Source organism: Streptomyces sp. NBC_01384 (assembly GCF_045040035.1).
Lineage (GTDB): Bacteria > Actinomycetota > Actinomycetes > Streptomycetales > Streptomycetaceae > Streptomyces.
Genome location: NZ_CP109559.1, coordinates 5,905,350 through 5,919,474 on the forward strand (window position 1 = coordinate 5,905,350; position 14,125 = coordinate 5,919,474).

Genomic DNA, 14,125 nt, shown 5'->3' on the forward strand with positions numbered 1-14,125 from the left:
CACCCGTGGCACCTGCAACCCCCGCAACACAGGCGACATCCGCGATACAGGCGTAAAGGCGACACACCGGCGATCGGGAGGCTGCCGACCCATGCTCGACGAATCGCTGCTCGACGACCCAGAGGCGCTCGCCCGCGCCGACCGTCGCGAGCTGCTCAGGGGCGCCGCCGAGGCCGGCGCCCGTGTGCGTACCGCGGTCCGGCACGCCGCGGAGGCCGGAATCTCGGACCTGAAGCCGGACGGCCGCCCCCGTGCCGTCATGATCGCCGGCCCCGGCATGGCCGCCACGGGCGTCGCCGAGCTGCTCGGCACGCTCGCCGGAGCCAGCTGCCCCATCACCCGGCTCACCCCCACCGGCGTCGCCCCCGCGGCGGGCGCCCTGCGCTGGGAACTGCCCGGCTGGGCGGGCCCGGTGGACCTCCTGCTCATCGCCACCCCCGACGGCACCGAACCCGGCCTCGAACTCCTGGTCGAGCAGGCGTACCGACGCGGCAGCACCGTCGTCGCGGTGGCCCCCGCCGGCAGCCCGATCACGGAGGCGGTGGAGGGCGCACACGGCCTGTTCGTACCGATGGCGACCGCTCCGTACGAGCCGATCGCGCCCCTGGCGGCCTCCGCCCCCGGCGTCCTGTGGGCACTGTTCACCCCGCTGCTCGCACTGCTGGACCGCACCGGTCTGGTCTCCGCCCCGCCCGAGGCTTTGCAGAAGGTCGCCGACCGCCTCGACCGCGTCGCCGAACGCTGCGGCCCGGCCATCGCCACCTACAGCAACCCCGCCAAGACGCTCGCCGCCGACCTCGCCGAAGCGCTCCCGGTGATCTGGACGGAGGGCACCTCCGCGGGCCCCGCGGGCCGTCGCTTCACCGCCGCACTCGCGGAGCTGGCAGGCCGCCCCGGACTCACCGCCGAACTCCCCGAGGCGCTCGCCGCCCACCGTGTGCTGCTCGCGGGCGCACTCGCCGCCGGCGCCGACCCCGACGACTTCTTCCGCGACCGCGTCGAGGAGGCACAGGCCCTGCACGCGCGCGTGGTGCTGCTGCGCGACCGCCCGGCCGGCGGCCTCACCGCCGCCCCCGCCGCCCGCGAACTCGCCCTCAGCCACGACACCGCGATCAGCGAGCTCGAACCCGAAGAGGGCGGCGAGCTCGAAACCCTCGCGGAGCTGATCGCCACCACGGATTTCGCCGCCGTTTACCTGGCGCTCGCTTCGGGGGCCTGACCTTGAGCCTGGCCCCCTGACCAGCGCCTGCTGGAACCGGGATTCCTGACCAGCGCAGCGTACGTACGGAGAGAACACCAGACATGGACCGCCTCGACAACACCGTCCGCCCCTACGCCTGGGGCTCGACCACCGCCATCCCGCGGCTGCTCGGCGTCGAGCCGACCGGTGAACCGCAGGCGGAGATGTGGATGGGCGCCCACGCGGGCGCGCCCTCGCTCACCGCGCGCGGTCCCCTCACCGAGGTCATCGACGAGGACCCCGAGAAGGAACTCGGCCGCGCGGCCGTCGCCAAGTTCGGCCCCCACCTGCCGTTCCTGCTGAAGATCCTCGCCGCGGGCGCCCCCCTCTCCCTCCAGGTGCACCCCAACCTCGAACAGGCGAGGGAGGGGTACGAGGACGAGGAGCGCCGCGGCGTTCCCATCGACGCGCCGCACCGCAACTACAAGGACGCCAACCACAAGCCCGAACTGATCTGCGCCCTCACCGAGTTCGACGGCCTGTGCGGCTTCCGCGCCCCCGACGAGGCCGCCGAACTGCTCGCGGGCCTGGACGTCGACTCCCTCAAGCCGTACGTCGACCTGCTGCACGCCCACCCGGAGGAGGCGGCGCTGCGCGAGGTCCTGACGGCGGTACTGGGCGCGGACCCCGACGAGATGGCCCACACGGTCACCGAGGCCGCGGCCGCCTGCGCCCGCCTCGGCGGCGCCTACACCCCCTACGCCGACATCGCCCACCACTACCCGGGCGACCCCGGCGTCATCGCCGCGATGCTCCTCAACTACGTCCAACTGCAGCCCGGCGAGGCCCTGTTCCTCGGCGCCGGCGTCCCGCACGCGTATCTGAACGGCCTGGGCGTCGAAATCATGGCCAACAGCGACAACGTCCTGCGCTGCGGCCTGACCCCCAAGCACGTCGACGTCCCCGAACTGCTGCGCATCGTCCGCTTCGAGGCGAGCGACCCCGGCGTCCTGCGCCCGGAGGCGTCCCCCGACGGCGAGGAGGTCTACGAGACCCCCATCGACGAGTTCCGTCTCTCCCGGTACACCCTCGCGGAGGGCGCCGCCCCGCACGACCTCACGCGCGCGACCCCGCAGATCCTGCTCTGCACGGCGGGTTCCGTACACGCGGACGGCACCACGCTGGCACCCGGCCAGTCGGTCTTCGTACCGGCGGCCGAAAAGGCCGAGGTGTCCGGGTCCGGCACGATCTTCCGTGCGACAGTGGTGGCCTGACGAGGTGAGTGTGGTGGCCTGAGGCGCCGCTGTCGGACCGGGCTGCAAGAATGGCCCACCGCAAAGGGCGGGCAAAGCCCGGACCGGCGTACGAGGGTACGAACGGGGCCCGGACGGCGTACGAAGGGACAGCAGGAGCACATGAGCGCTTCAGGCGGCACCAGAGCGATCGTGGCGGCACTCGGCGCCAACCTCGCGATCGCGGTATCGAAGTTCGTGGCGTTCGCCTTCAGCGGCTCGTCCTCGATGCTCGCCGAGGGCGTCCACTCGCTCGCCGACTCCGGCAACCAGGCCCTGCTTCTGATCGGCGGCAAGAAGGCCCAGCGCGAGGCGACCCCGCAGCACCCCTTCGGCTACGGCCGCGAGCGCTACATCTACGCCTTCCTCGTCTCGATCGTCCTCTTCTCGGTCGGCGGCATGTTCGCCGTCTACGAGGGCTACGAGAAGATCAAGCACCCGCACGAGATCGAGCACTGGTACTGGCCGGTCGGCGTCCTGGTGTTCGCGATAATCGCCGAGGGCTTCTCCTTCCGGACGGCCATCAAGGAGTCCAACGAACTGCGCGGCACGCACTCCTGGTCGCAGTTCATCCGCCGCGCCAAGGCCCCCGAGCTGCCGGTCGTCCTCCTGGAGGACTTCGGCGCGCTCATCGGTCTGGTCCTCGCCCTCGGCGGCGTCGGCCTCGCCCTGCTCACCGGCGACGGCGTCTGGGACGGCATCGGCACGCTGTGCATCGGCATCCTGCTCATCCTGATCGCGCTGGTGCTGGCTGCCGAGACCAAGTCCCTCCTGCTGGGCGAGGCCGCGGGCATCGAAGAGGTCAAGAAGATCGAGGCTGCGATCGTCGACGGCGCCACGGTCACCGGCATCATCCACATGCGCACCCTCCACCTCGGCCCGGAGGAGCTCCTGATCGCCGCGAAGATCGCCGTCCAGCACGACGACACGGCCACCGAGGTCGCCGCCGCGATCAACGCCGCCGAGTCCCGCATCCGAACCGCCGTCCCGATCGCCCGCGTGATCTACCTGGAGCCGGACATCTACAGCGAGGCGGAGGCGGCAAAGGGCCCAGACCCCGAAGCCACCCCCGGCGGCCCGGCCCAGACCCCTTCCGTGCACTGATCCCACCTCCTTTCGCACGACCCACCTCCTTTCGTACGCCGCTGGGGCCTGCCTGGATTTCAGACGGGCCCCAGCGGCGTCCAGGTCCGCACGGACCCGGACAGGCACGACCGACCGAGCGACTTCCCGGCAGGAACACCCCGCTGTGAACACCCCGCTGGTCGGAAGCGTGCCCCGGCTCGTCCGAACGCCCGACGGCGAGGCCTACGACCCGCCGACACACGGGGCTCGTCGCCGTCCGGGGCCTTGCCCGGGACGTCTGTTGGCCGAAGCCGGGCTGGGGAGGCCCGGGGCAACCGGTGTAGCTTGGTCACTGAGCCAGACGTCGCTGCTGATGGCGGTCGGGCGGTCCCACCGCGGACCGGCCGAGGGAGAGAGGGCCTCCGACGGACTGCGCTGCGCGCATCAGGCACGCCTGTGTCCTGCCGGGCACCAGCGTGCCTGGATTGGGCGTGCGTATGCTCGCCGCCGCGCAGACCAGCCGTATCCACCTCGCCTTATATCCCGAGGAGCAGCTCCCCATGACGACTGTCGACAACCGACAGGACTTCAAGGTCGCCGACCTCTCCCTGGCCGAGTTCGGCCGCAAGGAGATCACCCTCGCCGAGCACGAGATGCCCGGCCTGATGTCGATCCGCGAGGAGTACGCCAAGGCGCAGCCCCTGGCGGGCGCCCGCGTCACCGGCTCCCTGCACATGACGGTGCAGACCGCCGTCCTCATCGAGACCCTGGTCGCCCTCGGCGCCGAGGTCCGCTGGGCCTCTTGCAACATCTTCTCCACCCAGGACCACGCCGCCGCCGCCATCGCGGTCGGCCCGAACGGCACGCCCGACAACCCGCAGGGCGTCCCGGTCTTCGCCTGGAAGGGCGAGACCCTGGAGGAGTACTGGTGGTGCACGGAGCAGGCTCTGACCTGGCCGAACACCCCCACCGGCGGCCCGAACATGATCCTGGACGACGGCGGTGACGCCACTCTCCTCGTCCACAAGGGCGTCGAGTACGAAAAGGACGGCAAAGTCCCCTCGGTCGACACCGCCGAGTCAGACGAGCACCGCGTCATCCTCGAACTCCTGCACCGCACCATCACCGACGGCTCGCAGAAGTGGACCCAGCTCGCCTCGGAGATCCGCGGCGTGACCGAGGAGACCACGACGGGCGTGCACCGCCTGTACGAGATGCACCGCGACGGCACCCTCCTGTTCCCGGCGATCAACGTGAACGACGCCGTCACCAAGTCGAAGTTCGACAACAAGTACGGCTGCCGCCACTCCCTGATCGACGGCATCAACCGCGCCACCGACACCCTCATCGGCGGCAAGACCGCCGTCGTCTGCGGCTACGGCGACGTGGGCAAGGGCTGCGCGGAGTCCCTGCGCGGCCAGGGCGCCCGCGTGATCATCACCGAGATCGACCCGATCTGCGCGCTCCAGGCAGCGATGGACGGCTACCAGGTCACGACCCTCGACGAGGTCATCGACAAGGCCGACATCTTCGTCACCACGACCGGCAACAAGGACATCATCATGGCCTCGGACATGGCCAAGATGAAGCACCAGGCGATCGTGGGCAACATCGGTCACTTCGACAACGAGATCGACATGGCCGGACTCGCGAAGATCCCCGGCATCGTCAAGGACGAGGTCAAGCCGCAGGTCCACACCTGGAAGTTCCCCGATGGCAAGGTGATCATCGTGCTGTCGGAGGGCCGCCTGCTGAACCTGGGCAACGCCACCGGCCACCCCTCGTTCGTGATGTCCAACTCGTTCGCGGACCAGACCCTGGCCCAGATCGAGCTGTTCACCAAGCCCAGCGAGTACCCGACCGACGTCTATGTGCTGCCCAAGCACCTCGACGAGAAGGTCGCCCGTCTCCACCTCGACGCCCTCGGCGTCAAGCTGACCACGCTCCGCCCCGAGCAGGCCTCGTACATCGGCGTAGAGGTCGAGGGCCCGTACAAGTCGGACCACTACCGCTACTGAGCACCCCGCCGAGCAGCGGTACCACCGCTCGGCGTACGGATGTCAGCAGGCCCTCGCCCCCGTGGCGGGGGCCTGTCCCCGATGAGGACCTGAACGCCCATGCCCCGCGGCCGTTATTCGCTCCACGATCCGCACGATCACACCCCCCTCGCCGAAGAACACTTCCACTGCGCGCCCGGCCCCTCCGGCTGGCGCTACGTCTCCCAACTGACCACCCCCTCCGGCGACCATCTCGGCTCCGTCGACCTCGCCCTCGACGAACTGGGCCGCCCCATCCGTCTCGAACTCCACGCCGCGGCCTGGCAGGTCCGTGGCGCCGCACTCGACGGCGTCACCTGGGTCCGCACCGACCCCACCGGCACCGAGGCCACTGAAGGCAATGTCCGCGCCCACGCCTTCACCGGCGCCTCCCCCGCGTTCCTCGTCGCCACTGCCCGTCTCCTTCGCCTCACCCCCGATGCCTCCGCAACCCGCGTACGCCTCGTCGCCTTCACCGACCCGGTCCTCGCCCCGCGCACCCTCGACCAGTCCTGGGCCTTGATCTCGAGAGAAACACACGCCACTGACAACGGCCCCCTGACCGTGGACGAATACCAGGTCACAGCGCTGGATACGGGGGAGCAGCACGCCGTGCACCTCGCGGGAGACGTGGTCCTCGCGGCGCCCGGCATCGAACTCGAGCACCTCGAATCGCCGCCGTCGGTCTTCGCCTGACGACGTCGGGAGGTTCAGGACTTCACTTCAGAACTTCGGAGGTTCGGAGGTTCGGAGGTTCGGACAGCGTCAGGCAGGTGGCGCGAACCCGGTGGTAGGGCGGTCGGCCTGCTCGTCCCGCGGCTCCGCGGGCTGCGGCGCCCGCGGCGCCGACGCCGCCGGGCGGTCCGAGACAGGGGACGACGACTCATACGAGCCTGCCGGCGCCACAGGCGAGGGGGGAGCCGCCGGCGGATAGGCGTAGGCCCCCGGTCGCTGCATGACCGCGCCGCCTACGCCGGGTATCCCGGCGACAGGCCCACCCGGACCCCCGGGCACGGCCGGGCTAGCCCCACCACCAAAGGCCCGCCGGGCATCGCGCGCCTGCCGTTCCTGCACCACGGCCGCGAGATAGGAGGCCGCAGGCACCCCCTGCGGCGCCGGCGCCCCCGTACGGGAGGCGAGATCGACGGCGAGGCGCTCCGCCATCGCCGCACCGACCTGAGGATCCAGCTGCTGCATCCGCGTCAGGTACTGACGAATGGCCAGCCACAGCCCGTCCGGCACCGCCGACAGATCAAGTCCGGAGAACCGCCCCGCCAGCCAGGGCGGCGGCGGAGGCACGAAGCCCATACGTCCGACCGGAATCCTCTCGCGCACGACAAGGGTCCCCGCGAACACATCACCGAGCCGCCGCCCCCGCGCCGACACGAGCGAGGCGACACACGCGACGGTTCCGAACGTCATCAGAATCTCGACCACGCCGATGGCACCGCGCACCAGCGCATGCCGGAACCGGATCGGCCCCCCGTCGTCCCGCACCACCCGCAGCCCGAGCGCCAATTTCCCCAGCGAACGGCCGTGGCTGAGCGTCTCCACCGCGATCGGCCCGCCCACCAACAGCAGAATGAAGCTCGCGATCGACACCGCGATCTGCGCCGCCTCGTCCAAGGTCGCCGTCGAAGCCACCAGGGCGATGGCGACGACGACATAGACGGCCATCGCCACGATCAGGTCGAGCAACACGGCCAGCGCCCGGCTCGGCAGCTTCGCGGGGCGCAACTCCAGCGCCACCGCCTCGCCTGTCACTAGCTCACTCACGCTCGCTGTCCTTCCCCTGGCCTGCCCCGAGAACGGCCAGTCTGCCAAGCTGAGGGCACATCGCGCCGCGGTACGACAAGCTGACACGCAGTACGAGAGGACGAGGAGCAGCAGAACCGATGGACCTCGACGTCTTCGTGTCCGCCCACCGCGCCGAGTGGGATCGCCTCGACGTCCTGCTGCGTCGCCAGCGCCGACTCACCGGGGCCGAGGCCGATGAACTCGTCGCCCTCTATCAACGTACGGCCACTCACCTCTCCCTGATCCAGTCCAGCGCCCCGGACCCGCAGCTCACGGGTCGGCTCAGCCAACTGGTGGCACGCGCGCGAAGTGCGGTGACGGGCACCCGCCGCGCCTCCTGGCGCGATGTCACCCGATTCTTGTCCCACGGTTTCCCGGCGGCGGTCTACCGCTCGCGTCACTGGTGGGTACCGACGGCTCTTCTCTCGACCCTGGTCGCGGTCGTCCTCGGATGGTGGATAGGCACGCATCCCGAGGTCCAGTCCTCGATCGCCGCGCCCGGCGAACTGCGCCGGCTCACGCGCCCCGGGGGCGAGTACGAGACCTACTACTCGAGCCACCCCGCCGCGGCCTTCGCCGCCCAGGTCTGGACGAACAATGCCCAGGCCGCCGCGATGTGCCTGGTGCTGGGCGTCTTCCTCGGGATACCGGTCCTCTGGATCCTCTTCCAGAACATGCTCAATGTCGGCGTAGGCATAGGCCTGATGTCGTCGGCAGGCCGCCTCGACACCTTCCTGGGCCTGATCCTTCCGCACGGCCTCCTGGAACTGACCGCCGTCTTCGTGGCCGCGGGCACTGGGCTGCGACTGGGCTGGACCTTGATAGACCCGGGTCCCCGCTCGCGCCGCACGGCGCTGGCGGAAGAGGGCCGCGCCGCTCTCGGCATGGCGATAGGCCTGGCGCTGGTCCTCTTCGTCTCGGGCGCCATCGAAGGCTTCGTTACTCCGTCCGGTCTCCCCACCTGGGCCCGCATCGGCATCGGAATAGCGGCTGAACTGGCCTTTCTCGCGTACGTCTATGTCCTGGGCGGTCGTGCGGCACGGGCCGGTGACACCGGAGACATCGACGAGTCCGAGCGCAGCGCCACGCTCCCGACGGCCGCCTGATGTGCGTCCACACCCGCTGACCTGCTAGTCTCCTCTTCGCCCCACAAGACCGTTGACACGGAGCTGGTGGGGAGGTAGATTCAAACAGTTGCCTAGAGCTGGACAAGTCCAGACGGTGGCGGTTAGTATCTGCGAGCTCCTTGCGAATGTGATTCGCGAGAAGCACCTCCCGATTATTCAGGACTGAGTGGCCGGTAAGACCGGTCGAAAACTTCTGATAAAGTCGGACTCGCCGAAAGGGAGCCGGAAGGCAATCAAATAGGCAAAGGCCTTCCAACGGCCACCGGAAATGAATTCCGACCGGAAACGGAACGGAAAGCGGATCTGGTAAGGTTGGAAACACCGAAGGGAAGCGCCCGGAGGAAAGCCTGAGAGAGTCTCTCGGGTGAGTACAAAGGAAGCGTCCGTTCCTTGAGAACTCAACAGCGTGCCAAAAATCAACGCCAGATATGTTGATACCCCGTCTCCGGCCGATCGGCTGGGACGAGGTTCCTTTGAAAAAGTCCTGCCGGGCACTGCCTGGCAGGCGCACAGCGAGGACGCTGTGAACCGAGGGGATTATTCCTCCCCTTGGTTCCGCTCTCGTGGTGTCGTCCCGATTACGGGAAAACATTCACGGAGAGTTTGATCCTGGCTCAGGACGAACGCTGGCGGCGTGCTTAACACATGCAAGTCGAACGATGAAGCCCTTCGGGGTGGATTAGTGGCGAACGGGTGAGTAACACGTGGGCAATCTGCCCTTCACTCTGGGACAAGCCCTGGAAACGGGGTCTAATACCGGATAATACCTGCTTGGGCATCTGGGTGGGTTAAAAGCTCCGGCGGTGAAGGATGAGCCCGCGGCCTATCAGCTTGTTGGTGAGGTAGTGGCTCACCAAGGCGACGACGGGTAGCCGGCCTGAGAGGGCGACCGGCCACACTGGGACTGAGACACGGCCCAGACTCCTACGGGAGGCAGCAGTGGGGAATATTGCACAATGGGCGAAAGCCTGATGCAGCGACGCCGCGTGAGGGATGACGGCCTTCGGGTTGTAAACCTCTTTCAGCAGGGAAGAAGCGAGAGTGACGGTACCTGCAGAAGAAGCGCCGGCTAACTACGTGCCAGCAGCCGCGGTAATACGTAGGGCGCAAGCGTTGTCCGGAATTATTGGGCGTAAAGAGCTCGTAGGCGGCTTGTCACGTCGGGTGTGAAAGCCCGGGGCTTAACCCCGGGTCTGCATTCGATACGGGCTAGCTAGAGTGTGGTAGGGGAGATCGGAATTCCTGGTGTAGCGGTGAAATGCGCAGATATCAGGAGGAACACCGGTGGCGAAGGCGGATCTCTGGGCCATTACTGACGCTGAGGAGCGAAAGCGTGGGGAGCGAACAGGATTAGATACCCTGGTAGTCCACGCCGTAAACGGTGGGAACTAGGTGTTGGCGACATTCCACGTCGTCGGTGCCGCAGCTAACGCATTAAGTTCCCCGCCTGGGGAGTACGGCCGCAAGGCTAAAACTCAAAGGAATTGACGGGGGCCCGCACAAGCAGCGGAGCATGTGGCTTAATTCGACGCAACGCGAAGAACCTTACCAAGGCTTGACATACACCGGAAACGGCCAGAGATGGTCGCCCCCTTGTGGTCGGTGTACAGGTGGTGCATGGCTGTCGTCAGCTCGTGTCGTGAGATGTTGGGTTAAGTCCCGCAACGAGCGCAACCCTTGTTCTGTGTTGCCAGCATGCCCTTCGGGGTGATGGGGACTCACAGGAGACTGCCGGGGTCAACTCGGAGGAAGGTGGGGACGACGTCAAGTCATCATGCCCCTTATGTCTTGGGCTGCACACGTGCTACAATGGCAGGTACAATGAGCTGCGAAGCCGTGAGGCGGAGCGAATCTCAAAAAGCCTGTCTCAGTTCGGATTGGGGTCTGCAACTCGACCCCATGAAGTCGGAGTTGCTAGTAATCGCAGATCAGCATTGCTGCGGTGAATACGTTCCCGGGCCTTGTACACACCGCCCGTCACGTCACGAAAGTCGGTAACACCCGAAGCCGGTGGCCCAACCCCTTGTGGGAGGGAGCTGTCGAAGGTGGGACTGGCGATTGGGACGAAGTCGTAACAAGGTAGCCGTACCGGAAGGTGCGGCTGGATCACCTCCTTTCTAAGGAGCACTTCTTACCGATCCCTCCGGGGTGAGGTCAGAGGCCAGTACATCAGCGAATGTCTGATGCTGGTTGCTCATGGGTGGAACGTTGATTATTCGGCACACTTGACTGTCTTCTCCTTCCAGTACTGCTCTTCGGGGCGTGGAACGAATGAGGGAAGCGGTGAGGGTGTCGGGCACGCTGTTGGGTGTCTGAAGGTACGGCCGATTTTGGCTGCCTTCAGTGCCGGCCCCAGTGAACTCCGGTGGTAACCGGGGGTGATGGGTGGTTGGTCGTTGTTTGAGAACTGCACAGTGGACGCGAGCATCTGTGGCCAAGTTTTTAAGGGCGCACGGTGGATGCCTTGGCACCAGGAACCGATGAAGGACGTGGGAGGCCACGATAGTCCCCGGGGAGTCGTCAACCAGGCTTTGATCCGGGGGTTTCCGAATGGGGAAACCCGGCAGTCGTCATGGGCTGTCACCCTTGCCTGAACACATAGGGCAAGTGGAGGGAACGCGGGGAAGTGAAACATCTCAGTACCCGCAGGAAGAGAAAACAACCGTGATTCCGGGAGTAGTGGCGAGCGAAACTGGATGAGGCTAAACCATATGCGTGTGAGACCCGGCAGGGGTTGCGTATGTGGGGTTGTGGGATTTCTCTTTCACGGTCTGCCGGCCGTGAGACGAGTCAGAAACCGTTGATGTAGGCGAAGGACATGCGAAAGGTCCGGCGTAGAGGGTAAGACCCCCGTAGTCGAAACGTCAACGGCTCGTTTGAGAAACACCCAAGTAGCACGGGGCCCGAGAAATCCCGTGTGAATCTGGCGGGACCACCCGCTAAGCCTAAATATTCCCTGGTGACCGATAGCGGATAGTACCGTGAGGGAATGGTGAAAAGTACCGCGGGAGCGGAGTGAAATAGTACCTGAAACCGTGTGCCTACAAGCCGTGGGAGCGTCGGACATCAAGCTTGCTTGGTGTCTCGTGACTGCGTGCCTTTTGAAGAATGAGCCTGCGAGTTTGCGGTGTGTTGCGAGGTTAACCCGTGTGGGGAAGCCGTAGCGAAAGCGAGTCCGAATAGGGCGGTTTAGTAGCGCGCTCAAGACCCGAAGCGGAGTGATCTAGCCATGGGCAGGTTGAAGCGGCTGTAAGAGGTCGTGGAGGACCGAACCCACCAGGGTTGAAAACCTGGGGGATGACCTGTGGTTAGGGGTGAAAGGCCAATCAAACTCCGTGATAGCTGGTTCTCCCCGAAATGCATTTAGGTGCAGCGTCGTGTGTTTCTTGCCGGAGGTAGAGCACTGGATAGGCGATGGGCCCTACCGGGTTACTGACCTTAGCCAAACTCCGAATGCCGGTAAGTGAGAGCGCGGCAGTGAGACTGTGGGGGATAAGCTCCATGGTCGAGAGGGAAACAGCCCAGAGCATCGACTAAGGCCCCTAAGCGTACGCTAAGTGGGAAAGGATGTGGAGTCGCAGAGACAACCAGGAGGTTGGCTTAGAAGCAGCCACCCTTGAAAGAGTGCGTAATAGCTCACTGGTCTAGTGATTCCGCGCCGACAATGTAGCGGGGCTCAAGCGTACCGCCGAAGTCGTGTCATTGCAGCTATAGGGCCAACGCCTGCTGTGATGGGTAGGGGAGCGTCGTGTGCCGGGTGAAGCCGCGCCGGAAGGCAGTGGTGGACGGTTCACGAGTGAGAATGCAGGCATGAGTAGCGATACACACGTGAGAAACGTGTGCGCCGATTGACTAAGGGTTCCTGGGTCAAGCTGATCTGCCCAGGGTAAGTCGGGACCTAAGGCGAGGCCGACAGGCGTAGTCGATGGATAACCGGTTGATATTCCGGTACCCGCTGTGAAGCGTCAAACATTGAACCAGGCGATGCTAAGTCCGTGAAGCCGTCCCGGAGCCTTCGGGCAAAGGGGAGTGGTGGAGCCGACGGACCAGACCTGTAGTAGGTGAGTGATGGGGTGACGCAGGAAGGTAGTCCATCCCGGGCGGTGGTTGTCCCGGGGTAAGGGTGTAGGCCGTGCGATAGGCAAATCCGTCGCACATCAAGGCTGAGACCTGATGCCGAGCCGATTGTGGTGAAGTGGATGATCCTATGCTGTCGAGAAAAGCCTCTAGCGAGTTTCATGGCGGCCCGTACCCTAAACCGACTCAGGTGGTCAGGTAGAGAATACCGAGGCGTTCGGGTGAACTATGGTTAAGGAACTCGGCAAAATGCCCCCGTAACTTCGGGAGAAGGGGGGCCATCACCGGTGATGAGTCTTGCACTCTGAGCTGGGGGTGGCCGCAGAGACCAGCGAGAAGCGACTGTTTACTAAAAACACAGGTCCGTGCGAAGCCGTAAGGCGATGTATACGGACTGACGCCTGCCCGGTGCTGGAACGTTAAGGGGACCGGTTAGTCACTCTTCGGGGTGGCGAAGCTGAGAACTTAAGCGCCAGTAAACGGCGGTGGTAACTATAACCATCCTAAGGTAGCGAAATTCCTTGTCGGGTAAGTTCCGACCTGCACGAATGGCGTAACGACTTCTCGACTGTCTCAACCATAGGCCCGGTGAAATTGCACTACGAGTAAAGATGCTCGTTTCGCGCAGCAGGACGGAAAGACCCCGGGACCTTTACTACAGTTTGATATTGGTGTTCGGTTCGGCTTGTGTAGGATAGGTGGGAGACTTTGAAGCGGCAGCGCCAGCTGTTGTGGAGTCGTCGTTGAAATACCACTCTGGTCGTGCTGGATGTCTAACCTGGGTCCGTGATCCGGATCAGGGACAGTGTCTGATGGGTAGTTTAACTGGGGCGGTTGCCTCCTAAAGAGTAACGGAGGCGCCCAAAGGTTCCCTCAGCCTGGTTGGTAATCAGGTGTTGAGTGTAAGTGCACAAGGGAGCTTGACTGTGAGACCGACGGGTCGAGCAGGGACGAAAGTCGGGACTAGTGATCCGGCGGTGGCTTGTGGAAGCGCCGTCGCTCAACGGATAAAAGGTACCCCGGGGATAACAGGCTGATCTTCCCCAAGAGTCCATATCGACGGGATGGTTTGGCACCTCGATGTCGGCTCGTCGCATCCTGGGGCTGGAGTCGGTCCCAAGGGTTGGGCTGTTCGCCCATTAAAGCGGTACGCGAGCTGGGTTTAGAACGTCGTGAGACAGTTCGGTCCCTATCCGCTGTGCGCGTAGGAATATTGAGAAGGGCTGTCCCTAGTACGAGAGGACCGGGACGGACGAACCTCTGGTGTGCCAGTTGTCCTGCCAAGGGCATGGCTGGTTGGCTACGTTCGGGAGGGATAACCGCTGAAAGCATCTAAGCGGGAAGCCTGCTTCGAGATGAGTATTCCCACCCCCTTGAGGGGTTAAGGCTCCCAGTAGACGACTGGGTTGATAGGCCAGATCTGGAAGGCGGGTAACCGCTGGAGGTGACTGGTACTAATAGGCCGAGGGCTTGTCCTCAGTTGCTCGCGTCCACTGTGTTGGTTCTGAAACCACGAACAACCCCATGCCCTGGGCCACTGGGTATGGTGCG

Annotated in this window: 7 protein-coding genes and 2 rRNA genes; 8 read left to right on the forward strand and 1 reads right to left on the reverse strand. The window is 65.3% G+C overall.

Going from position 1 to position 14,125, the window contains the following annotated elements; genetic code table 11:
- Positions 1-91: 91 nt before the first annotated feature.
- The 5 genes from OG747_RS27245 to OG747_RS27265 all read left to right on the forward strand — a co-directional run bounded on the left by OG747_RS27245 (position 92) and on the right by OG747_RS27265 (position 6,269).
- A complete protein-coding gene (locus OG747_RS27245) occupies positions 92-1,219 on the forward strand; it encodes an SIS domain-containing protein (protein WP_405882030.1) in 1,128 nt (375 codons plus the stop codon).
- 83 nt (positions 1,220-1,302) lie between these two features.
- Positions 1,303-2,454 (forward strand): mannose-6-phosphate isomerase, class I, encoded by a 1,152-nt coding sequence (gene manA / locus OG747_RS27250; protein WP_405882031.1) that lies wholly within the window; start codon positions 1,303-1,305, stop codon positions 2,452-2,454.
- A 141-nt stretch (positions 2,455-2,595) separates the two neighbouring features.
- A complete protein-coding gene (locus OG747_RS27255) occupies positions 2,596-3,576 on the forward strand; it encodes a cation diffusion facilitator family transporter (RefSeq protein ID WP_405882032.1) in 981 nt (326 codons plus the stop codon).
- Between the two features lie 521 nt (positions 3,577-4,097).
- Entirely contained in the window at positions 4,098-5,555 is a 1,458-nt protein-coding gene (ahcY, locus tag OG747_RS27260; protein WP_405885692.1) for an adenosylhomocysteinase, read from the forward strand.
- A gap of 99 nt (positions 5,556-5,654) precedes the next feature.
- A complete protein-coding gene (locus OG747_RS27265) occupies positions 5,655-6,269 on the forward strand; it encodes a hypothetical protein (RefSeq protein ID WP_405882033.1) in 615 nt (204 codons plus the stop codon).
- A gap of 69 nt (positions 6,270-6,338) precedes the next feature.
- Here the strand turns inward: OG747_RS27265 and OG747_RS27270 are convergent, their stop codons facing one another.
- Entirely contained in the window at positions 6,339-7,349 is a 1,011-nt protein-coding gene (locus OG747_RS27270) for an RDD family protein (RefSeq protein WP_405882034.1), read from the reverse strand.
- Positions 7,350-7,468: 119 nt separating this feature from the next.
- Between OG747_RS27270 and OG747_RS27275 the strand changes: the two genes are divergently transcribed.
- The 3 genes from OG747_RS27275 to OG747_RS27285 all read left to right on the forward strand — a co-directional run bounded on the left by OG747_RS27275 (position 7,469) and on the right by OG747_RS27285 (position 14,052).
- On the forward strand, positions 7,469-8,476 hold the full coding sequence (locus OG747_RS27275) for a stage II sporulation protein M (protein ID WP_405882035.1): 1,008 nt from the start codon (positions 7,469-7,471) through the stop codon (positions 8,474-8,476).
- 612 nt (positions 8,477-9,088) lie between these two features.
- Positions 9,089-10,614: ribosomal RNA gene (locus tag OG747_RS27280) — 16S ribosomal RNA — on the forward strand.
- A 315-nt stretch (positions 10,615-10,929) separates the two neighbouring features.
- Positions 10,930-14,052, forward strand: a 23S ribosomal RNA gene (locus OG747_RS27285).
- The 16S and 23S rRNA genes sit together here, the layout of an rRNA operon.
- Positions 14,053-14,125: the final 73 nt, after the last annotated feature.